Raw genomic sequence first — 23,392 nt, 5'->3', positions numbered from 1 at the left:
AAAAATTGGTAGCTTTGATAATGCTCAGTTCTACATGATTCGTTACCCTTTAAGTGAAAGTTTTTGAAGGAGTGATGGTCATGAATCATGACAGAGTAAATCAAGTTCAGCCAGGTTATTGGATGAAACTGTTTGCCGTTTTTACATTAGGTTGGTTAGTCATTTATGCAACACGAACAATTTTAAATTCTCTTATGGGCCATATTAAAACTGAATTCACACTAAACAATGCACAATTAGGTTTAATTATCAGTTTATTCTTTATTGGTTACACAGCGACTCAAATCCCCTCAGGTATCATGGGAGATAAAATAGGCAGAAAGAAAATTTGGTTGCTATTGATACATTATTTTGTTTAACTTGCCCTCCCTATGATTTGTGGCTTTAGATTGCCTTCATGGCTTCGCGTTCTTAGGGGAGGTTGTGACAAAAGCGCTTAGGATTTGAGCAGAACCGAGCGATGAGCAAAATTGATTTCCAAATTTTGCCGAAATCGCGGGAGTTCTGTCGAAAATCCTGCTTTTGGAACACCGTTTATTGATTCCCAGCGCATCCATTCATTGTGGATTTTGGGAGCAGTACAGAAATCATATGTTCAACAAAGATTTCGTCGTACTGCACCCGCAAGGCTGACTAGACTTCTCAAAAGTGTATACGTTGAGAAGTCAGACAGCTACTGCGATAAACAGCAACCACTATTAAAGTAAAGAAGCGACCGTCAGCAGTATGCACGCATTCCCTCAGGAGTCTCAGCCTTTTGGGCAATCTTATATGAGATTTAGGTGAACTGAGGGCAAGTTTATGAAATTATGAAAACAATAGCATCCATTTTTATATCCTAATCCTTCTTATTTTTCGTCGGTTTAATCACTATTAATAGAAATCCGTCCATAAATAAAAGTAGAGACCGGGGAACATTAGTCCTCTCTTTTTTAATTTTTGGCATTTTTATGGTGATTACAGGATTGATGCCGAGTTATATCTTATTAGTCATCGCATGGGTCATTGTTGGATTAGCTCAAGGGATGTTCTATGGTCCACAATATGCGTTATCTTCAGAAGTAATACCGGAGAAAAATATTACATTAGGTAGTGCTTTAATTAATAGCGGTATGGCTTTCGGAACATCTATCGGTTATTTCATCTCAAGCATTACTGTTTCTGAAATGGGGATGAGTTGGCGAACACCCTTTTTCATTGTGGTTATCCCTATTTTAATCATTGTATTTTTAATGTATCGCATCATTAAAGAGCGGCCTCGACATCAAGTGCAACAAGAAGACAACTTAGCACCTTTTAAATTGTCCACCTTGTTTAAAAATCGTAATCTGATTTTAGCGTATATCATTATCTTTTGTTCAATTTATGGCTTTTTTATGATTATTACTTGGTTGCCATATGACTTAGAATCAGAACGAGGCATTAGCGGGGCACAGGTCGCATTTGTCGCATCACTCGTACCATGGGCAGCTATTCCATGGTCATTATTCTTTAGTTGGCTTTCAGATCGATTGGGAAGACGAAAGCCTGTATTGATGATCATGTTACCTCTTGCATTTATCTTTACTGCATCTATAGTATTTTTTGACAATTTCGCGATTCTCTACAATGCATTAATCGGTTATGGTATCGTTGGTAAGATTAGTACCAATCCGGTGTTAATTGCGGTCGTAGCAGATAATGCACCTAAAAATGTACTAGGGACATCATTTAGTGTTTACAACTTTATCGGTATGGCTGCCTCCATTCTCGCACCGTATATCACGGGATTTTTAACGGATGTGACAGGCTCCATGGCAATCGGTTTCTATTTTGCGGCATTTTTACTACTTGTAGGTTTTTCCGCATCATTATTATTGAGAGAACAACGCAAATCAGCACATGCACAATCCTCATAATTTGAGAAAAGGCACGAATACTACACTATCGTTAGCATGAAATAACATAATTATTCATTAAAAATGTTATAAATGTGAACACACGCTCAGTTTTTAGTCGTATTTTTACCCTTCTTCGTTGGTTGCTGTAAGACATTATGGTAATATTTATGTGTGTTAATTACATATAAAGGAGCTCAAAAGATGAAGAAAGGCATACAAAAATTATTTATTCCTATAACAGCAAGTGCATTATTACTCGGAGCATGTGGAAATGATGCCCCAACTTCAAAAGATCAAACCTTAATTTCTTCTAAAGCAGGAGACGTAAAAGTTGAAGACGTTTTAAAAGAAATTGGTAATGATCAAATCGCTAGTCAATCATTTAAAGTATTATTGGATAAAATTTTAGAGAAAAAATATGGCGATAAAGTCGATCAAAAACAAATTGATAAAGAAACTGATGAAGAAATTGAAAAATATGGCGGTAAAAAACAATTTGAAAGCTTATTGAAACAACAAGGTATGACCATTGACGATTATAAAAAACAACGTAAATTGGTGAGTTACCAAAAAGAGTTGTTGAATGAAAAAGTTAAAGTTTCAGATAAAGAAATTAAAGAGAATTCGAAAAAAGCATCTCATATTTTAATTAAAGTGAAACAAGATAAAGACGATAAAGAAGGCTTATCAGACAAAGATGCTAAGAAGAAAATTGATGAGATTAAAGAAAAACTCGATAAAAATCCTAAAGACTTCGACAAAATCGCAAAAGAAGAGTCAATGGATTCAACAAAAGATAAAAATGGTAGCTTAGGTTATGTCATTAAAGGACAAATGGTTAAACCGTTTGAAGAAGCACTGTTCAAATTGAAAGAAGGTCAAATTTCAGATGTCGTGAAAACGGAATATGGTTACCATATCATTCGCGCAGATAAAGAAGATGATTTTGATAAAGAGAAATCTAAACTGAAAGAAAAAATCGTTCAAAATAAATTACAAGAAGACCCTAAAATCTTAACAGACGCTTACAAAGAATTACTTGACGAATACAACGTGGATTATAAAGATCGTGATGTGAAAAAAGCCATCGAGGATAATATTTTAAATCCAGACGCGTTGAAAAAACAATCATCACAAGGTGGTCAATTAGGCATGTAATTGCGTAAAAACAATGTCAAAAAAGAAAGGTGCGGGACGCTTTTTTAGTACCCGCACCTTTTTATGCACTTTACACTTACCTGCATTGCATCTCACCCGAAAATCGCTTTTTCGAATTGTTTCACTTTGGAAAAGACAACAACTCAAACGTGAATCAGATGCAATGTTATTGAAACACTACACATAAGCGTTTCAAAACATTTATTAATCCAACTTTTCAGGTTTATAAAATTGACGCCCTTCTAAGCCGAAAATGCGCTCCGTGAATTGACCTTTATCAATCTTCTTAAACGCTTTTTCGAACATATTCATACGTGCATCAATGTTATCAATAAAGTTTAAAATTTCCGCTTCTTTCACATAAGGCAGTTTCGGTGAGCCATATTCCAACTTACCGTGATGTGACAAAATGAGATGACGGAGTAACAAAATCTCTTCACCATCTACATTTAACTCACGCGCTGCATCTGCCACTTCATCACTAGCGATTGAAATATGCCCGAGTAAATTCCCTTCCAATGTATATGATGTCGCAATCGGACCGGACAGCTCTCTCACCTTACCCATGTCATGTAAAATAATACCGCTGTACAACAAACTTTTGTTCAGTTCTGGATAAATGATACATAATTGACGGGCAATTTCTAACATCGTTAAAACGTGATAACTTAAACCACTGACAAAGTTGTGGTGATGCGTACTTGCTGCTGGATAAACGAAATAACTCTCTTCATGTTTATTTAGTAAATAACGCGTCACACGTTGTAGCGGTGCGTTTTCAATTTCGAAAATGTAATCTTGCATCGCATCCTTGATTTCTTCAGGAGACATCGGTGCCCCATCAATAAAGTCTTGCGTACGTAACCCGTCTTCTTCAGTCGCAAGTCGAAATTGATTGACTTTCATTTGTTTGCGACCGCGGTAATTGATCATATCGCCTTTAATGTGGACAATGCGTTCAGGCTTTAATTGGTTCATACCTTCTTTTGTAATGGTCCAAACTTTCGCTTCTACTTCACCACTTTTATCTTGTAAATGAAGCGTCATATAATCTTTACCTTGCGCAGTTACGCCTTGAGTCGCACGATGGATGAGAAAGAAGTGATCCACCGTGTCTCCAGGTTGTAGCTTTTCAATATTTCTCATTTTTAACGCCTTCCCATTCTATTTATCTATCTTATTTAACGTGACAAGCTGTTTTGCTGGAATATTGGTATCACGCGAACATGTAAAGTAAAGAATTTGATACTCTTCAGACATGCCTCTTAAGTATTTCATCATTTTCGCTCTGCGTTCAGCATCAAAGTGTACAAACGCGTCATCGATAATAATCGGTAGCGAATAGTACGGCTTCAATGTTTGAATCAGGCTTAAGCGGAGTGCAATGTAAAGCAACTCTTTTGTCGACTGACTCAATTCAATAGGATGGTACATTTGGCCATCTTGGTGACGCACCATCACTTGCTCATTCGCATAAGTCACTTGTACATATTGACCGCTCGTTAAATCATTATAAATATCTGTCGCAATATTTACAACTTGCGGCAATCGTTTATCTTTAATTTGTTTAATATGTTCATCTACTAATGCTTCGAGATAACTTAACGCCGCCCAATCTTCAGCACTTTCATTCAATTGATTTCTCAAAAGTTGGTACTGATGGCGTAAATGTCTTAACGTGTCATCTGTTTCCATATGATTCATTTGCGCTAATAAGTCGCTCACTTCGCTTTGTGCTTCTAAAAAGCGCTCATTGTAAGTATCGATTTGTTCAGACAACTTTTGATATTCTTCATCAAGTTGCGCTGTTGTTTTCTCACTTAATTTAGAACTCTTTTCATAGCCGTAGTTTTGGTTATCCAGGAAGTGTGTTAAGTCATTAAAACGTGCTAAACGTTCATGATAGCGTTGATAGCGTTCGTGATGTTTATAATAACTTTCCTCGTCTAACGCGCCAATCGCACCGAACAATGTTTGAATCTCTTGATGATTTTCATTTAAACGATGCTTCAAATGTTTCAGTTCATTTTCTAACAAATTTAATTGTTCCGTATTATGTTCATGACGCGTCGTATCTCGACTCGTTGTTTTCAACCATTCTCCCACATCATGGAACAGTGTATTTCTATCAAACTCTTGAAATACTGAACCAATTTTGTCATTCGCTTCAGTATAAAATGCTTCCAATGATTCACTTAATTTTAAGTACGTTTCATGCAATTTTTCAATATACTGTTGATGGTCTTTGATCTTTTGAATCGTCTGAATCGCATCGACGAGCAGTTCATCTGACAAATTTTCAGACAAGTAAAGTGATGCTTTCAATTGTTGTAACTTGTTCGTCGCATCCGTCCATGCCGTATGTGTCTCTTCATATTGAGTATTTGTATGTTGCGCTTTAGTTTTTAAAATTGCCAATTGTTGTTGACGTTGTGCAATTTGATCACGCAACTGATATTGTGTCGATAAATCAAAGTCTAAATCATATTCCGCTTCTAACTGTTCGACTTCTTGTTCGAGTTGGGCAAGTTCTTCAGAAAATTGCGTATCATATCCAACCGGTTTGGAACGGAATAATGTCATCCCAATGATAAACACAATAGCCATGACAGTTAACACAATACCTGCCACCATTGCTTCTGTGACGAACATCCAGATGGCAAACGCAATAGAGACGATCGCAAGGAAGAGTGATGCCCCTCTCACACGTCGTTGTTGCTGTGCCTTTTGTTCTGTTTCTTGTTCAAAAGATACCTTCATTTTATCAAACAGATTACGCTTTTCTTTTAATTCTAATAGGCGTTGATCATAGACTTTTTTCTTTTCGAAGTTTTCATCATCCACTAACTGGCCATTTAAATGTTGCAGTTCTTCTTCAAAAGACACCGTTTCAATTTGATAATCATCTTGCGTCTTTTTCAGTTGTTGTAACGTTTGTAAATGCGCTTGCTTTTGCTTTAACGTCTCGCTGGCAAAACTTTTTTGTGCTTCGCTTGAATCGACATCATCATGCAGCTCTTGCCAACCGATATGAGACTTCAAACTTTCAATTTCCATCTCATGTTGATTGAATTCTCGCTCATTCTGTTTCAATTCCATGTCTTGCTGTTTCACACGGTCTTCTTGTTTCGCAATAGATTCAAAGTTTTGATAAAGTGATTTTTCAGGCACATACAACTGTGCATTCTCATTTTGCAATTGTTGTTGCTTTTCAACACGCAAACCGATATCACGTTCGAGATGATCCACTTGAACTTTCGCCAATTCATAACGATCAATCCCTTTTTCTGGAAACTCTAACGGTTCAATATTTAAATCCGCTTCCAATCCTTTCCATTCTTGAACTTGATCGATTAAAGCCACTTCTTTTTGTTTTTCTTCAAACAATGCTGTTAATTGTCCCAAATTTTGCTTTAATGTATCAAGACGGCGTGTCGCTTTTTCATGTTCTTCCGTCAAACGTTGATACGATTCCATTTTTGCTGACTCTTCGCGGATTTGATATTCCAAGTGGCGAACTTCTTCAATTTTACGATTGATTTCAGGATTTTGACCTGACTTTTTATAAAGTTCTTGCTTCTTGTGATGAATTAGTTCACGCATACCGATAAATTCTGTAGAACCGAGTGCACCAGCTTGCATTAAAAAGTTTTGTAATTGCACCTCGCTCATATGCTTATGAATGTCTTGAAGGCCAAGCACGTTGAAAGAAAAAATCGCTTGATACGTCTTTTTATTAATGTAATTCAACTGCGCTTTTAACCACGTTTCATCTTTAATCGTTCCATTAGGCATGTAAACTTTGACATCCCCTTGGGCACTCCCTTTAACACGTTCGACATCCACTTCCATACCGTCATCTAAAATTAACGTCACACGACCACCGTAATGATTGCCCATACGTGGTTCAAGACGTGGTTCGCTTTCCTTTTTCGTCGGGAAGCCAAATAAAATCGAATGAATAAATGCTTGAAGTGTCGATTTACCTGCTTCATTTTGTCCAAAAATCTCCGTAAAATATTGATCAAATTCCACTTTTCGTTGGACAAATTGACCATAACCATAAATTTCAACTGATTTAATTTTCATCGGTTAATTGCCCCCCTTTAACTCAGCTTCAATGATGGCTTCTGCACGTGCAACCAACGCTTTCCGATCATGCTGTTGATAGCTCTCCAAATATTTTGAGGCTTTCGGATTCATATACAAATCTTTCACTGCACGCTCATACACATCATCTTGCTCAAGTAATTCTGCAGGAAACTCTTGAATAATAGACTTTTGACGAATATCAATATAACGGATGTCCCATTCATCAATTAAAACAAAGTGGCGTTCATTTTCTTCATATTCTGTGGACAATACTTTCAACTGTTCTAATACTTGAGGTGAAATCATTTCATCGCCGCGTATATTCAGCTGTAATCGATAAAACGCACGACCTTGATGTCTGACACGCGCTTTAAAGTCTTGAATCAGTTCGAATAACGCTTGTTGACTAATATCTTCCGCCTCTAACGTTGCCGATTCAAAACGGATGAATTGTGTTGGCACAAAACGTGTCTTTAACGCAACATGATCGCCTTCCACAATTAAACAACCTTTTTCACCTTGTTCTTTAAAATGACGGCCTTGAATATTGCCAGGATAATGAATTTCAGGCAGATCACTCAGTTGTTGTCTCAAATGAATGTGACCCAAAGCCCAGTAATGGTATAATTTCGCATTTAAATCTTCCAATCGAAACTCTGTGTAACGATCTGAAGCTTCAGATTTACTATAAGTCCCGTGCAATACGCCAATATGTACAACATTGCGATTTTCATTCGTCGGATAGGCATCAATTTTATTTTCGTAACTTTCACGTTTTTCATAACTAAAACCGTGAAGATGCACTGTTTCACCCGTTTTCGTAATCGCTTGATACGTTTCGACCTGATTTGAAAATACAGTCACATTTTCAGGCCATTTTGTTTTAATTTCATCCGATAAAGGATCATGATTCCCATGTACAATGTAGACAAAAATTTGTTCTTTCTGCAAACGTTCAAATTGAGATTTTAAAAACACTTCCGCCTTTAACGTACGATTGTGTTGATCAAACAAATCTCCACTAATTATGACAAAATCGACCTCTTCTCTCAATGCAAGGTCAATAATATTTTTAAAACTTTCGTAGGCACTATTTTCAACATCCTTCAAAATTGTCGGATTTAAATAGCGCTTGGATGCAAATGGACTATCGAGATGCAAATCTGCACAATGCAAAAACTTAACCATTCAAGCATTCTCCTTTTATCATCAAATTTCATCTATGTATGCATGTTTCGTATTCATTTATTTTATCATATTTTCCTTATTTAAAGCGCGTCTCATTTAAGTATTATTGAAATGGTTAACTTTTTTTACCGTAAAATTGAACATAAAGATCATTGCGATAAAAAATATAAGTAATCCATTATCAAGTCGGTGAATTTTTAAAAAACGAGCTTGAGACATCACATCTCAAACCCGTTTGTTCAATTCATTTATTTTTATTAGTCAGCATAAATTTCGTCTAAAGGTTTAACGATAATTTGGTTGATTTCTTGGAATACTTGGCTCATTTTTTGCTCAGCATTCATTAACTCAGAAATATTGCTGTCTTTTTCGATTTGTTGCGCTTGTTCTTGCGCTTTTTGTAAATCTTCTTCGCTAATTTCTTCACCTTGCATTTGCTTTTGTTGGAAGTTCATTTGAGTTTCACGGAACGCATCAAATAATTTTTTAGAATTTTCATCCGCTTCTACTTTAGCGTATGCATCTTTAATTGCATTGTACTCGTCACTTTCACGTAAAGCTTGCTCTAATTTGTTTGCGTAATCATATAAATTTACAGCCATTTTAATCTCTCCTTGAGTTGTGTATTTTAAGATTGAATTCTGTCTCTTTCAACCTCTTTCCTAGCTTACGATACCACATTTTATAGTGTTATACAAAGATTGCTATTAATCCTTGGAAAAATCCGATCATTCCTCCCAAAATAAAGCCGAGCAACATAATTAATTTCAATTCCTTGTTCGCAATTTCAAAAATTAAACGTTCAATATAATCGAGGTCAAAACGGTTGATTTGCTCTTCAATTAAGCCGCGAATATTCACTTGTTTCAAAATGGTTGATAAACGTTGTGCTAATGTATCGAGAATCAAGTCTGTAATACGATCGATCCCTCTATCATGCAACATCTCAAACAATTGTGGTACAAGCGATTTAAGAGGCATGTGCGCGCGTTGAGTTAAATCTATTTGCTTTAATACAAAAGCACTCACTTGCGCTTCAATATCAGCCATTTGTTCGGGGTTAATCCATTCTTGTAATGACGCATTCTTTAATTTTTCATATTCTGCATGGATTTGTGCTGCCAAAATACTTCGCGCCTTAGAATGTGTCGTTAAACGAATTAATTCTCTTTGAATTCGTTCTGCTATCGCTTCTTTAGTCATAAACATTTGAAGCATCGACACAATTTTCCCTTTTTCAACAAAGAACGTCTCTAACATTTCTAAAATATCGTCATACCCTTTTTCAGATTCTAAATAAATACGTGCTCTTTCAAGTAACAAAGTATCTAATGAAGCCACTTTTTGATCCATCTCAGCCATCACTTTGGCAGGTATCAGTGCTGCAATTTTATCTGTTTGATGCAATTGATATTTTTCGTTCAATTTTTGTTTCGTATAACGTTCAACAAAGCTTTCGCCATCTTTCACGACATCAATATCAAATCGCTCCACTAAAGATTGCACCGTCACATGATCTGCTGCTAATGCTGCCACTTGTTGTGATACGGCACGATGCACAGTCGCTCGCATATCCGGCGTTTCTAACTTTTCTCTCATTAAAGACTCAGTTAATAAATGGTCTTCAACCACTTGTCCGATTTTCTCAGCAATTTCCCCTCTTCTTTTCGGGATTAAACCTGGCGTAAAAGGCACACGCTTACCAAAAATGTAATAAGCTTTAAATGGATGGAACAACATTTTGACAGCAATCATATTCGTGACGCCACCAATCACAGCGCCAATCACAATCATAAACAATACGACTAAAATCGCTTGCATATATACATCTCTCCTCTAAATTTCAACTGGAACTAAACCTATTTATTCATTCTTGCTCATGTTTAACAATCAAACGCAATGTTGTGTTACCAGACAAACACATATGTAACCTTATGAGCGAAAAATCACTGTGTTAAACATCAATTTCTCTATAAAAAAGGAGCACGCAACATTTCGTTTGTTGATGCCCCACATTTTATCATTTATTTTAAATTATGCACGAATAAGCTCTTCTTTCACGTTGCGTTGGAAGTAAGTTTCAGCTTCTCTCAATTTTGGTGATGCGAAAATCGGTTGTTTATCCGCATCTAGAATACGGTAAAGTTCACTTACTTTGTTTGATTGTAAGATGTAACCATTTTTGTTCGCAAGCGTATCCCAATAAATATCACTTACTGTTGAATATCTCGGGTAAGCTGCTTGATTTCGTGAAATAGTTTGAACGATTTCTAAAGGATCGCAACCGAATGTACCGTTCAATACTTCAGAATCTCTAAATAACGCACAAATAGATACACATGTTGTCCAATTTGGTAACACACGCTCTTTTTCAATTTGTACTAATGTTTTTTTAGATAGGCCGATTGTTTGAGCCATCGTATCTTGTGTATAACCTGCCTCAATACGTACCATCTTGAACTTGCTTTGAATTAATTCAGTAAAACTTTGTCTATCCATTTATTATGACTACCTTTCTTAAATAAAAATTTATCCGCACACAAGCATTGCAATTCTACACAATTCTTGAAACACAAATTACATATTAATACAAAATGCGACAAATGAAAAGTGGCATTTTAAAAAACAATCTCAAACCAGAAAAATGCGCAATTGTCGCAAAAATTCAACTTATTTTATTAGAATACTTAAACAGTAAATCAAAGACATTCCATGCGCCATAAAGCTTTGAAAATCAAGAATGCTTTATATCACATTTAATTCATTTCTTAAACACAATTTACAATAACCAGTGTTATTTTAATAAGACAATCGAATCTATATTAAAATAGTTTTATGTATTTTTATTAGATTTTAATGACTCATATGTATATCCATGTACGATAGATGAACATGATTAAGAAAACAGTCTTGTACCGTAAATATGAGTTCAAGAATTATATTATACCACAAATCATCGGCCCTGTTGTTGAAAATTTGGAGGAAGTGGGATTTATTACACATATTTGACTTAATAATTCAGAAGTGGCTCAGATGTGATCATATAAGATTCAGTTATATCGTAAAAGTATTGGGAGACCGTTAATAAACTTACCACCTTATTTATTATTTATGAAACCACCTTTTTATAATTTATACCATTATCAAAACGAATTTTCAAAGCCTTAGCATTCGTAAAAACTCTGTTACCCATGAGCTGAATATATTGTAGTTCTGTGGAATTCCCAGTATTTCCAAAAACAATTAAAGTATATATTGGAAAATTTAATAATAAAGCAAAAGCAACAATGGCTCTTAAAGTTCACCATTCCTTTAGGTTTATTTATAAATTATGATTTAGCATATTTAATTGCCAAATCATTTTCAGGCTCTTTTTCAAGTACTTTATTTGCAACCATTTTAATATTCTCTTTAGTAATCATATCAAAATCTGGTTCATCTCGAAGTTCTAAAAACTCTTTCAACAGATTTTGATCTTTAAATTGTGAAGCCTCTAGCGATTGCCAATAATGATAATAAGCCAAATTATAAGCACTCTCTACATAATTAAAATGAAAATGATAGATGTTTGCGACCATTTCATGATATTCAATCGCGTTAATTTGATTAGCAAGGCTTGATAAATAATATGCTAATTTTTCGTCTAAAATATCATTTGACATAAAGTATGTTAAAACATTATCCAAATCTTTGTTGACTAACATTCTTTGCAATTTAGTTGGCAATAAATCTAATATAATGGTAATACTATTCATTTATTTGACCCACCCTTTCGATACATATATTTTACCGTTTTTCATGTATAAGTTACTATTACAGTTCTATCGCTCCTGGTAAGTGTTTTTTGATATGCAGTTTTATTATATTTGCATTTCATGTCTCATAAAATCTTAATTAAGAGTATCCACATCAAATGCGACCATAATCATGCTATATAACTACTGGCTTTAAAAAAACCAACATTTCTTAATATAGCGAGAAATGTTGGTTTTTTGTATTCATTTATTCTACATGCATATTACCTTTTAGTTTTTTACCTTCACGTTCTGATAAAATCAACGCACATGCGGCATCACCCGTAATGTTGACAGCTGTACGCGTCATATCTAACAAGCGGTCAATCCCTAAGATAATACCGATAGCGGCTGGATTTAAACCGACTGCAGTCAATACCATCGCTAACATGATGAGTCCTACACCAGGGACGCCGGCTGTTCCGACAGATGCAATCACGGCTACAGTGACTACGGTAATGAGTTGTAGTACTGTTAAATCGGCACCAGATAATTGTGCAATGAAAATGGTAGCGACACCTTGCATGATCGCTGTTCCGTCCATATTAACGAAACATTTTATGCTTGGTACACAACAATAAATAGAACAACTTTTATTTAAAGTTCACTTTAATATTTACCACGTTTGGATTATTTACCGTTCTACTTACTATAATTTTATTAATTAATCGCTTATAGATTTGGTTCAACTCATTTACATCTGTTGTGGTTTCAATTTTATTATAAAAGTTATTTATCCTTTCTAGTTTTGTTATGTTTTTACTCTTAGATACTTTGTCGATTTCCCCTTTGATACCCTCAATTTCACTTTTCTTTTTTGTGATGATTTTTAATTTTTTCTCTTTAATTTCTTTAGCTTCTTTAGCATCAAATAATCCAGACAAAAATCCATCTTGTATTCTCATGATTTCATCTTCGATTTTAATTACTTCTTTGCTTATCTTTTCTGCTCTACTTTCTAGTTGTTCAACTAACTTTGTATTGTCGTCACTATCTAACATTTCCATAATTTCTTCTTCAAGAATTTTTAATGACTCAAGAATCACAGACTCAACGAGCATTATTGGTACAGCTATATAGTTTTCTGCTTCTGTCGCTTTCCTATTTTTAACTGTAATATTTTTAGGCATTTTTGTGTGTCTATCATAATTACCGTTTGTGTAAAGTAAACCTTCGGGCGTATAGCATAATCCCGATAATGCCGAGCGTCGCCCTTTATCTTCTCTAACATATTTGTTTTCGTTAATTTTTTCGATTATTTGTTGATATTCTTGTTTAGAAATAATAGGTTCGTGTGTGTTATAATTACGTTTCCATTCTGACTCATCTAACCTTTCAAACGGCAACCCTGATGAGTATAAATCTTTAGAGTTTCTATGATTTCCTCTTGATTTGTTATATACAGTCGTACCCGTATATGTTTCATTTTTTAATGTCTTATATACGCTGCTAGAAGTAAATAACTTTCCCCTTTTTGTTTTATAGCCTTTTGAATTTAACTCCTCTGCTATTTCTACACCATTATAATTTGCTACAAGGTATAATTCTTTCATTAAATCGATTATTTCTTTTTCTTTTTCATTGATAACTAATTTAGTTGTCTTCCTGTCAATGTCATATCCTAATGGAGCTTGACCACTTACCCATTTTCCTAGATGCCTAGCTAAGCGTCTACCTTCTCTGAATCTTTTCTTTGACTGCATTAATTCCATATTGCCGAAGAACATTTTCATTTCTAACATTTGAGCATGGTCTGAATTTGCTAAGTTATATACTTCATAAGGTGATTCTTGAACTATCTTAACATTATTGTTTCTAAAAATACCTAATATCCTATCTAAATCAGCACCCTTACCTCTTGATAACCTGTCCAAATCAACAACCACAACAGCGTCATATACACCAGTCTGAACGTCATTTAATAATCTAATCATTTCTGGTCTATCATCTATCGTGCTTCCGGAACCAATTTCTTTGTATATTTCGTACCGCCATTCGTTTAAATCACACCTAGCTTTTAGCCTAAGTAAATGATTAGCTAAGTCTTTTTCTCCCTCATCTGCACGTGATTTCCTTGCATATATAGCTACATTTTGAATTTGGCTCTCTTGGTTATCTAATTCGTCATAGTAGCCGCTCATAATATTATTCATTAGCTTCCTTCTTTCTTTTCTAAACTAAGTTCAAATTCTGCGTTTATAGACATTACATCTTCCTCATCAAATTCAATCTTTTTTAGTCTCCACACTTTGTCTGTTTCTAGTCCTTCTCTTCTTTTAACTCTGGCTATGACTTGCCTGTCTACATTCAAAGCTCTAGCCAGTTGAATATTAGTCATCTTTAAATAATTTTCTTTTATAAACTGTTCTTGTTCATAATTAATAGTATTATTTGCTACTCTTTTAACCCCTAATTTTTGCATTCTGTTGGTAATGCCGTTAATGGTTCTGTCAGGAAATAATTTCATCAATTCTTTGTATGTGTTGTCTTTATATTTTTTTAAAAGGTTGTCTTCTTCATGCGTCCATTTTCTATTTGTCCTAAAAGAGCCATTTATCGTGTAATCATATTTGTGGTGACGTTGATATTTACTAGCACATTGCTGAGGTGTTTTGTTTAAAATATTAGCAATGTCCTTATATTTAAGTTTCTTATTTTCTTTTAAGTCGATAAGTAGCTCAACCTCTTCCTTCGTCCACCTTTTCATTTTATCACCTTTATCTATTAATTTATTTCCTTATAATCATTATATACTCTGTGCATTTATTTGTCTATAAAAATTCCCCACAATTTTTCATGTGAGGAATGCAAATATGTATTAACAATATTGACTTATAACTTTCGCCATATCAGTAATTCTTTCTCTTCTGATTTTAATTCTCCACTTAGTTGCAAACTCTTCTAAAACACATCTATCCATAACAATTTTCATCTTACTTCTTCTCCTTAAACTTAGAACAAACGTATTGATTGTCTTCTTCAATGACTTCATCAATTAATTTATTTTCTAATGTTTTCTTCAAGATTGAACAAACACCGTTTCTATACCTTGTGCATAATTTACACTTGCTTTCAAACTTATCTCTTTCGTACTGGTTGTTAAAAATGCCATGCCAACCTGTTTGAGTAAATGTTAATTCTAAACGAGGGTTAGCTGAATCGATATATACTCTGTTAAATCTTGGAACTACTTTTTTATCATTAATAAAAACTAATCCCGATTCCTCAATTGAATCATTAAGTGACTTCAAAGTATTATCCAAGTCAACGTTCACTCTTGTTACATATGCGTCAATATCCATAAATATGTAATTATCACGTGTATATTCAATATCCCAATCAACATTTATTGGCAAGGACATTTGTCTCTCAACATTAATCATAATATCCATTCTGTTCTCTTTGCCAGCTTTGGATAAAATCTTCTTGCCCGTTGGTCTGCCCCCAGAGAATTGTTGTATGTATAATTTGTTTAATGATGTAGGTAGCGGTAAAGATAGCTTACATGTTTTATTTGTCATAAAATTATTTCACCAATCCATCACTAACAAATATTTTTTTCATGCTATTATTAAAATATTTATGAAGCGTGCTAGCTTTATCAGTATCACTTGGTTTAAACTCTCGTTCCTTGTACAACATGTCGCAATATTCTTTGTAGTCTTTTAATATTTGTTCTGCTCTGTCTTGAAGCCGTTGACCATTATCTGCTTCATCTTCGTCCACAAATGAATTAGCATGTTTGATTGTAATCATTAGTTGCATAGTAATATCATGGTTGTTCGTGTTGAATGAGTTGTAATAATTTTTACTGTTGTTAAACTCTACTGAATCAATGATAAGGTTATCATCACATAAAGCCAACTCTTCAATTTCGTTTAAACACCCGTGTAACTGGGTAACTAAATTTTCTTCTTTTTCTTGCGCTTCTTTTAACGTTAATTTGCCCATTCTTATTGTCCTCTCTTTGATTTATTTAATTGAGATTCGATTTCTTTCTTAATTAGAGGTTCTGGTTTATACTTTTCTTCCCAACCATCTGGCTTCATAATTTTGTTAGTTACAGCATCAATAATAGGCTTGCCGTTTTCGTCTAGCTTCTTCATATTAGCTTGGTGAATAATTTCAAATACTGGTTTAGGATTCACACCAGTCTCAACGATTGAACCATAGTTAATGTAATTAATATCATTGAGAGCGTCAGTTTGGTGTAATAAGACTTCATCATTAGGGAATGTACCTTTAGCAAAACATTTATTCTTAGCCTTATGTACTGAATGAATTAAATCATTTACTAAATTTTCTGTTTGTTGCTCATCACCTGACACTGAAGCCCATAAGAATTCAACCAACTCTTCTACTAAATAGTCGGCACGCTGTTGAGCTCTTTTTGGTGTAATTGGAGTTGGTTGAATTGCTACTGGGTGTCCAAATGCTTTATGAAACTCCATAACGTCAAAATATGGCTTGTATACTTTGTTGTTCTGCTTTGGATTATATGGTTTAAGGTTCACATGTGGTACTTTGATTAGTTGTGTTGTACGTGTTCCTTCTTCTTTATTTTGTTCAAGAATAACTTCTACTAATACGTAAGCACCTTCTTGACCAATCACTTTACCTGATTTCTTAGTTTCTGTATCAATGACAAAACTTCCGTTCTTAAATTTTGTAAACATATTCTTTTTCTCCCTTATTTGTATTGTTGTATTTCAATTACTAATTTTTGTAATTTACGCCTAGTCACAATCACATACCACAAATTAGATAAGCTAAAAGGGAGCTTTCTTAACTCCCTAATAACTTTAAAGACCCGATATTCAAGTATAACAGCTGACATCTTGTCCATTTCTTGCTCATCTAATAAGTGTGCGTATGTCATGTAAATCCCTTTAACTACTTTATCTAGTTCTCTCCTTTTACTTGTCATACGTTACACACCTCTTAAAATTAAAACCCTTCTGCGAATGCGTTAATCTTCAATCCGACTTCTTTATTAACTATAATGTCGTCAATTAAATGAACCATAGTAGGAGTTGACATTACGCCATATTCACCTGCTAAGTCTGGACGTTCCGTTACATCTACATATTCATATTTAAAATTGATTGACTCTAAATGATTCTTAACTGCTTTGCATGGATTGCACGTTGGTGAGCCGAATAAAATAAATTTAGTTTCTTTCATTATTTATTTACCTCTTTATCTTTATTTTGTATTAATTCACTCAAATCTTTGACTCGATGATATAATTCATTCTTATTAATATGTGTGGTTGTAATTAAGTAATCATAGTCAAATGAGTCGATATAAGTTTCTGTTTCATGTTGTAAGTCTTTTTCGTCAAAGTCATCATTCAACTCTTGCATACGTTTAAGACGTACAACATCATCACATTCAACTTTAATGATTATGAAATCATTCTGTTTAGCAAACTCATATTCGTTTGGTTGTCGCAAATCAGTAATGATGTTGACAATAGTATAGCTACCATAGTCAAACCCAATATTTCTTAGATTGTCATTAATCTTTTTAGCAACAAAATCAATCCAAATGTTCTCATTTCTCTGTCTTAAAGTTTGACCTAACCACTGAATAAGTTGTCTAGGCTTTTGCTCTTCGTTAAATTCATGAGGATACAATTGTCTAGCTGTTTGTTTCAACGAATCTCCAAAACTAAATGTTCTAACATATACGTTTCTATGAGGATTACTTAAAGATTTCACGATAGCGCTGGCTACTGAATCTTTACCTGAACGCATTTTTCCTGTTAAGGCAATATTAATTTGTTTAATGTTAATTGGTTTGTATAATGTAGGAATTGGGGTTTTAGCCATATTGTTCACTCCATTAATGATTTAAAAATTTCTTAGAGATTTCATATGATTCAACATTATTGAAATCAAAATCTTTATCTCGTAAGTCCTTGTTATTAAGTGACAAGACATATCCGTCGCCTTTTGTTGAGAAAAAGTCGTGATTCTTAGTTTCCGTATTTAAACCATTTTCTACAATTGGATTAAATGGGTCTGGGTTAAACACAACATCGTGTCCTAAGTTCATTAGCGCTTTATTACCGTTATATTGAATGTATCGAATTACATCTTCGGTTAGACCAATAGAATCGTATAGCGACGCTGTGTACTCGCACTCATTAAAATAAAGTGCATCGAATAGTTCCATCATTTCTTTCTTCAATCGTTTCTTAGTGTCTTCATCAAATGTACTGTAAATATCTTGTGCTGCAATACCCACACCAACACCATGAATACTTTCATCAAGAATAATCTTACGAATGATTTCACCTGAAGCAATCATCTTACCTTGTCCGGAAAGCAACAATGGATAATAGAAACCTGAGTAAAATAAGAATGACTCAAGGAATACTGACGCAACCATTGCCATGTATAATTCTTCATCTGATACTTTTTCTTTGAGTAATGAACGATAATATTTAGCAATAAGTGTTGTTTTCTTATTTAAATACTTATTGGCTGGCACCCATTCTTCTAAGTAGTATTCTGTTTCCTTACGGTCAATTAAAGTCGTAAAGATGTGAGTGTACGACTTATGATGAATGTTTTCCATCATACCCATAAATGAGAATACTGATGACCATAATGGGTGAGGATAATGAAATTGAATTAAAGGCATGCCCTCTGCGGCTTGAGTGGTATCAAGTCCCGCAAGACCTGATAGCACTTTAATATAAACCTCTTGCTCATCTTTAGATAAACTTTTCCATGATGTAATATCTTTTGATGGCTTGAATTCATCTTCTGTCCACATTTGTGCTACGTTTTGTTTCCAGAATGTTAATGCAATATGCTCTTTATCCCAGTTAGTAGCTTTAGCTTGAATTGTTGTCATTTATGTATTATCCTTTCTGTCTTTTAATGTTTTTATATCACACAGCACAACTTGTACACTCAGCAATGCTTAACAACTTATTACGAGTATAGTAGAGTGATTTTAATCCTCTATCATGTGCATATGCGTACAATCTAGCTAGCTTGTTAGTTTCAATCTCGCTATTAACAAATAAGATTGTTGAAACACCTTGGTCAATCCATTTCTGTGCAACAGCAGCTACATTGATAATATGTTCGTTTGGAATTTCAAATGCTGTTGGTGAATAGTACCACATTGTTTGTGGTGATAAATATGGCATTGGGTAGAATGTTTCTGAATTACCATATGTGCGTCGTTCAACAATATCGACAACAGGCGTTAATGCTGAACTACAGTTTGTTATGTAACTGATAGACTGGGTTGGTGCCACCGAAAGCCTGTATCCGTTGTACAAACCATATTTACCAACATCTTTTGCTAAACGTTGCCAGTCTTCTTTTGTTGGAATGTAAATATCTTTAAAGATTTCTTTTACTTTATCAGTTACAGGCTTAACATCTTCTGTTACACGATTGTTTTTATAGAAATATTCACCGTATTCTTTATCTTTAATTGCATAATCAGATGTTTCAAAACCATAGAATTTATCGTTGCGTTCTTTTGCAATTCGCATTGATTCATCTAATGAATAATAATCCATCATCATACAGTAAACATTAATTAGGTCTAATGATTCTTCTGAGCCGTATCTAATTTGATTCTTGGCACACATTGAGTGGAATGACATTACTCCAAGCCCAACGGCACGAATATTTTTGTTTGCTTTATGAACAGATGGTAAATGTTCAATACGTGAGTTATTTGCTACAAATGTTAAAGCTCTCATTCCTGTTCTGATTGATTCCTCAACTGCGTTTTCTTCAATCGACTTAACCATATTTAACGAAGCTAAATTACAAATAATATCTTGTCCTAAGTTATCTTCTTTATGGTAGTCGTTGATTTCTGATACGTTCATGTATTGGAAAATTTCTGTACACAAGTTAGACATTTTCACTTCGCCATGTTCGTTCAAAGCATGATTCTTATTAGCATTATCTTTATACATGATATATGGGTATCCAGATTGCAATTGTGTTTGTGCAATCATATTCAGCATGTCACGTGCGTTCATCTTTTTCTTAACAATATTCTCGTTCTCAACTAATTTGTCATACCATTCAGCGATATTAATATCATCAAGAATTACGCCGTATTCTTTTTCAATTGAGTATGGTTCAAACATGTACAAGTCTTTGTTGTCCTTAGCTAAATCAAAGAATAGTGAGGGAACAATTAACCCAATGGATAGAGTCGCTAATCGAGCTCCTTCATCAGCATTAATCTTCTTACTGTTCAATAATTCAATAACGTCTGAATGGAAGATGTTAAGATAAGCGGCTCCTGCACCATCTCTTGAGCCCATTTGGTCAGCATAACCAACCTCACCTTCAATTAACTTAGCCACAGGGAACACACCTTTAGCAGCATTCTTAATACCTTTGATAGGTGCGCCACGTCCACGCAAACGAGTTAAGTTTACTGCAACACCACCCGCAATTTTACTTGCTTGTGATACTTGACCTCTAATAAAGTTAATTGAATTCAATGTATCGTCCATTGTAAATAAGTAACATGAAGCTAATTCTCCACGTTGTTTACGCCCTGCATTTAAATATGTAGGTGTAGCTGTTTGAACAGTTTGTAAAGTATGTGTTTTGATGTACTTCTTAGCCTGTTCTACATCACCATTAGCTAGATACAATGAAACAATTACATTATGTTGTTCAAAGTTTTCTAACCATTGCTTCTTATCCCGTGTCTTCAATGCGTATGTTTCATAGAATTTACTTGCCGCCATGAAACTTTGGAACTCGAAATTGAATGAGTATGCATATTCAGTAAGCTCAATTAAATCTGATTCATTATATTGCTCAAATACGTCAATATAATAGCCTTCTTCAACTAAGTAGCGAAGTCGATTAATCTCATTCGTAAACTTTTTTGTTTTTGAATCAACGTGTTGGAGATAAAGTTCAATAGCTTCTTTATCTTTATGAAGGCTTAATTGACCCACTGAATCTCTTCTCATCATTTCGTTATTCTTTTCAATCCATTTGCTCATTAAATAACCTCCATTAATGATTTAATAATTTATCTTTGTAATCTTGTACTTCTTTGTCGTCAGCATTCCTGATGAAGTCAATGTCTTTGATAATTTTTTGTGTTAAAGCATCATTCATCTTTTTGTACCAAGTTAATGAGTTATCCATTGCCGCTTCATCAAACTCATTGAAATTATCATTCATATCGTCTATGAAAAAGTGCTCTATTCCAATCCCGCTAAACTCGGATATGATATTGAACTCTGTATCTTCTTCAAACTCAAATTGTATATCCTTTAACTTTTTTAAACATTTCACGGCTTTAGAGATTAGTTTAAAATCTTGCTCGCTAGTTGTTTGTAATTCATTTATCAAGGCAATTTGATTATCCACTAATTTTTGAATTTTAATGATTATCCACTCCTTTTATGTATGACACCAACTTTTCCACATCACTTTTGTTTCCATTCATTTCAAACTTGCCTATCAATTGAACACCGTATGTTTTTGATACAATGTCACCGGCTATAGCGAAGTTACCTCCCCAGTTTCTGTTACCTGAGGACATAACTGCTTTAAGATTATCGCTGTTGTTTTCAAGAAATGCCAGAACTGTTTTCGGCACTTCTCCAAAACTATATGTTGGTGTAACAAGGATAAATGGTTCATTAACAACACTGCTTTCGTCAATGCTAAGCGTTCTAATACCATAAGCTCTTAACTCTTTTGCAAAGACTTCTGTTTTTCCTGTATAAGTATAGTAGACAACTAGAATATCTTTATCCAAAAGACTTACCTTCTTCCTTTTATCAATTAATTTATCTTTATTCATAAAAATCATATTGTAAGTTGACAAGAAAATCCTCGTATATCTCTAATGACTCGGTAAAATCAGCTGTGTTATCTGTTCCCTCAATGTAAACATAACCTTGGCTTGTTTCTGCAATCTCTGTATTCATTTGTATGACCTCTCGTCTTTAATAATTTTAGTCTGTTAGTCTATAATTTCAATCTTAACTTTCTTTTTGTTTTCTGAAGCATAATCAAAGATATGGTTTAAACTCGTCTCACCAACTTTAAACTCATCACCATTGAACTCACCTTCAATAGTTTTCTTGAACATGCCTTCGATTAATTCTTTAATTAAATCAACATCAATTCGGTTTTCTTCAATTACTAGGTATGACTGTAGTTGTTTACCTGTAATAGTGTCTGTGATAGCAAAAATCATTCTACCACCATATTTATCAACTTCTGCTACTACACGTAAAACCAAGTTTTTAAAATCAGTAACCAAATCGTCGTTTAAAGTTTCATCAGTTTCAATCTTGTCTTCAACTTTGCTAATCTCACCATTAGCAACAATTGCCGCTACATCAACTGATTTTGAAACTTCTTTTAAGGTTTTGGCTAACTCTTCTTTAGTAATTTCAACTGGTTCATTGTAAGTGTTGATAACAACACCTCGATAAACTTTTTCTTTGTGACTAGCTGCATCTAATGCAATATGAAACTCTTGCTCACTAATCCCTGACGCTTGAATACTATAATCTCCCCAATCTTGCTCATGAAGATATTCATAGAACGAACCAACTGGGCTCTTATCAGATAGAGTTGTAAGAAACCAATTAATTGCTTCTTCTTCATTCTCGAACCTTAAACCATCTACTGTGTATAATGGCATAATGTTTCCCTCCTATTTAATTGAAAGTGTTTGATTAGTAACCAACTTGGCGTAATCAATCTTTTCTACTTCTTCCTCACTCAAACCTTTAAGATACCTTTTGAAACCTTCTTTATCTGGTTTGCTGATAAGTTCTTCTTTAATAAACTCTTTAGGCATTTTAGACTCATCATAGATATGTAACACTTTTGAATTCCTAGTTGATACTTTGATAGTAGGCGTTTCTACTTTCTTTTTGTTAAGCTCTTTCATGTTATGTAACAAATATTCTTTGAGTCTAATAATTTGTTTCTCTTTCTTTTTTCTTAGGTTATCAATCTCGCTTTTACGATTCTTAATAACTAATAAATCGTCTTCTAACTTTTGGATAACCTTGCCTGTGTTTGCAATTTTTTCCTCGGCACCATCAGCGATAGCATCTAAAGTATCTTTTAAATCTTCGTAAGTTAAATCCTCGTTCTCATCAATAAGTCTTAATACGTTATGATAAGATTCAGTGTAATCATAAAGTTTCATGTCTTCCATAGGGCTCTCTCCTTTTATGGTTGACACACAACTCATCATTACTGTTACTATATTAAATGATTGTTTATAGTGTGTCAA

Annotated in this window: 25 protein-coding genes and 2 pseudogenes; 3 read left to right on the top strand and 24 right to left on the bottom strand. The window is 34.1% G+C overall.

All coding sequences use genetic code 11. The annotated features are described in order from the left end of the window. Nucleotides 1-80: 80 nt before the first annotated feature. The 3 genes from EL101_RS05615 (at nt 81) to EL101_RS05605 (ending at nt 3,038) form a co-directional block, all read left to right on the top strand. Nucleotides 81-359, top strand: a complete 279-nt coding sequence (locus tag EL101_RS05615; RefSeq protein WP_236653946.1) for an MFS transporter — start codon at nt 81-83, stop codon at nt 357-359. A gap of 591 nt (nt 360-950) precedes the next feature. Beyond that, nucleotides 951-1,898, top strand: coding sequence for an MFS transporter (locus tag EL101_RS05610; protein WP_240622720.1), 948 nt, complete (start codon nt 951-953; stop codon nt 1,896-1,898). A 183-nt stretch (nt 1,899-2,081) separates the two neighbouring features. After that, entirely contained in the window at nt 2,082-3,038 is a 957-nt protein-coding gene (locus EL101_RS05605; protein WP_096598574.1) for a peptidylprolyl isomerase, read from the top strand. 204 nt (nt 3,039-3,242) lie between these two features. Here EL101_RS05605 and yhaM read toward each other — a convergent pair whose 3' ends face one another. From yhaM to EL101_RS05495, 24 genes and pseudogenes are all read right to left on the bottom strand, one after another. Continuing rightward, on the bottom strand, nt 3,243-4,184 hold the full coding sequence (gene yhaM / locus EL101_RS05600; RefSeq protein ID WP_019164985.1) for a 3'-5' exoribonuclease YhaM: 942 nt from the start codon (nt 4,182-4,184) through the stop codon (nt 3,243-3,245). 18 nt (nt 4,185-4,202) lie between these two features. Then, nucleotides 4,203-7,127 (bottom strand): ATP-binding protein, encoded by a 2,925-nt coding sequence (locus EL101_RS05595; protein ID WP_096598572.1) that lies wholly within the window; start codon nt 7,125-7,127, stop codon nt 4,203-4,205. A gap of 3 nt (nt 7,128-7,130) precedes the next feature. Next, nucleotides 7,131-8,318, bottom strand: coding sequence for a metallophosphoesterase family protein (locus EL101_RS05590; protein ID WP_096598570.1), 1,188 nt, complete (start codon nt 8,316-8,318; stop codon nt 7,131-7,133). Between the two features lie 257 nt (nt 8,319-8,575). Continuing rightward, nucleotides 8,576-8,920 carry a YlbF/YmcA family competence regulator gene (locus EL101_RS05585; RefSeq protein WP_014613544.1) on the bottom strand — a complete coding sequence of 115 codons (345 nt, stop codon included), beginning with the start codon at nt 8,918-8,920 and terminating at the stop codon, nt 8,576-8,578. Nucleotides 8,921-9,008: 88 nt separating this feature from the next. After that, the gene (locus tag EL101_RS05580; protein WP_096598568.1) at nt 9,009-10,139 is read right to left on the bottom strand and encodes a DUF445 domain-containing protein; all 1,131 of its coding nucleotides are present in this window, start codon (nt 10,137-10,139) and stop codon (nt 9,009-9,011) included. 213 nt (nt 10,140-10,352) lie between these two features. Further along, the gene (xdrA, locus tag EL101_RS05575) at nt 10,353-10,817 is read right to left on the bottom strand and encodes an XRE family transcriptional regulator XdrA (protein ID WP_096541958.1); all 465 of its coding nucleotides are present in this window, start codon (nt 10,815-10,817) and stop codon (nt 10,353-10,355) included. 830 nt (nt 10,818-11,647) lie between these two features. After that, nucleotides 11,648-12,073 carry a hypothetical protein gene (locus EL101_RS05570; RefSeq protein WP_096598566.1) on the bottom strand — a complete coding sequence of 142 codons (426 nt, stop codon included), beginning with the start codon at nt 12,071-12,073 and terminating at the stop codon, nt 11,648-11,650. Then, nucleotides 12,074-12,186: pseudogene (locus EL101_RS13485) on the bottom strand (SAR2788 family putative toxin); the annotation flags it as partial. Nucleotides 12,187-12,320: 134 nt separating this feature from the next. Further along, a pseudogene (locus EL101_RS05565) lies at nt 12,321-12,662 on the bottom strand (dicarboxylate/amino acid:cation symporter); the annotation flags it as partial. A 43-nt stretch (nt 12,663-12,705) separates the two neighbouring features. Further along, nucleotides 12,706-14,265, bottom strand: coding sequence for a recombinase family protein (locus EL101_RS05560; protein WP_096597314.1), 1,560 nt, complete (start codon nt 14,263-14,265; stop codon nt 12,706-12,708). Further along, the gene (locus tag EL101_RS05555) at nt 14,265-14,819 is read right to left on the bottom strand and encodes a Myb-like DNA-binding domain-containing protein (protein ID WP_096597316.1); all 555 of its coding nucleotides are present in this window, start codon (nt 14,817-14,819) and stop codon (nt 14,265-14,267) included. Before EL101_RS05555 ends, EL101_RS05560 begins: the two co-directional genes overlap by 1 nt. Nucleotides 14,820-15,045: 226 nt before the next feature. Beyond that, nucleotides 15,046-15,633, bottom strand: coding sequence for a RusA family crossover junction endodeoxyribonuclease (locus EL101_RS05550; protein ID WP_096597318.1), 588 nt, complete (start codon nt 15,631-15,633; stop codon nt 15,046-15,048). A gap of 4 nt (nt 15,634-15,637) precedes the next feature. Then, entirely contained in the window at nt 15,638-16,063 is a 426-nt protein-coding gene (locus EL101_RS05545; RefSeq protein WP_096597320.1) for a hypothetical protein, read from the bottom strand. 2 nt (nt 16,064-16,065) lie between these two features. Continuing rightward, a complete protein-coding gene (locus EL101_RS05540; RefSeq protein ID WP_096597322.1) occupies nt 16,066-16,788 on the bottom strand; it encodes a pyrophosphohydrolase domain-containing protein in 723 nt (240 codons plus the stop codon). Nucleotides 16,789-16,802: 14 nt separating this feature from the next. Further along, entirely contained in the window at nt 16,803-17,039 is a 237-nt protein-coding gene (locus EL101_RS05535; RefSeq protein ID WP_096597324.1) for a hypothetical protein, read from the bottom strand. 20 nt (nt 17,040-17,059) lie between these two features. Continuing rightward, complete coding sequence (locus EL101_RS05530) at nt 17,060-17,296, bottom strand: thioredoxin family protein (protein ID WP_096597326.1); 237 nt, start codon at nt 17,294-17,296, stop codon at nt 17,060-17,062. Continuing rightward, a complete protein-coding gene (locus EL101_RS05525; RefSeq protein ID WP_096597328.1) occupies nt 17,296-17,946 on the bottom strand; it encodes an AAA family ATPase in 651 nt (216 codons plus the stop codon). Before EL101_RS05525 ends, EL101_RS05530 begins: the two co-directional genes overlap by 1 nt. A 13-nt stretch (nt 17,947-17,959) precedes the next feature. Beyond that, a complete protein-coding gene (gene nrdF / locus EL101_RS05520) occupies nt 17,960-18,979 on the bottom strand; it encodes a class 1b ribonucleoside-diphosphate reductase subunit beta (protein ID WP_096597330.1) in 1,020 nt (339 codons plus the stop codon). Nucleotides 18,980-19,016: 37 nt separating this feature from the next. Next, nucleotides 19,017-21,125 carry a class 1b ribonucleoside-diphosphate reductase subunit alpha gene (gene nrdE / locus EL101_RS05515; protein ID WP_096597332.1) on the bottom strand — a complete coding sequence of 703 codons (2,109 nt, stop codon included), beginning with the start codon at nt 21,123-21,125 and terminating at the stop codon, nt 19,017-19,019. 13 nt (nt 21,126-21,138) lie between these two features. Then, nucleotides 21,139-21,498 carry a hypothetical protein gene (locus tag EL101_RS05510; protein WP_096597334.1) on the bottom strand — a complete coding sequence of 120 codons (360 nt, stop codon included), beginning with the start codon at nt 21,496-21,498 and terminating at the stop codon, nt 21,139-21,141. 13 nt (nt 21,499-21,511) lie between these two features. Next, a complete protein-coding gene (nrdI, locus tag EL101_RS05505; RefSeq protein WP_240622719.1) occupies nt 21,512-21,937 on the bottom strand; it encodes a class Ib ribonucleoside-diphosphate reductase assembly flavoprotein NrdI in 426 nt (141 codons plus the stop codon). Next, nucleotides 21,930-22,064, bottom strand: coding sequence for a hypothetical protein (locus EL101_RS13665; RefSeq protein ID WP_258026401.1), 135 nt, complete (start codon nt 22,062-22,064; stop codon nt 21,930-21,932). The genes nrdI and EL101_RS13665 overlap by 8 nt, the downstream gene beginning before the upstream one ends. Before the next feature lie 35 nt (nt 22,065-22,099). Further along, nucleotides 22,100-22,789 (bottom strand): hypothetical protein, encoded by a 690-nt coding sequence (locus EL101_RS05500; RefSeq protein ID WP_096597336.1) that lies wholly within the window; start codon nt 22,787-22,789, stop codon nt 22,100-22,102. A 12-nt stretch (nt 22,790-22,801) separates the two neighbouring features. After that, nucleotides 22,802-23,314: a siphovirus Gp157 family protein gene (locus EL101_RS05495; protein ID WP_096597338.1), complete on the bottom strand. Its 513-nt coding sequence runs from the start codon at nt 23,312-23,314 to the stop codon at nt 22,802-22,804. Between the last annotated feature and the right edge of the window lie 78 nt (nt 23,315-23,392).

This window comes from Staphylococcus delphini, assembly GCF_900636325.1.
Taxonomy (GTDB): domain Bacteria; phylum Bacillota; class Bacilli; order Staphylococcales; family Staphylococcaceae; genus Staphylococcus; species Staphylococcus delphini.
This window is presented reverse-complemented; position numbering and strand designations above follow the sequence as displayed.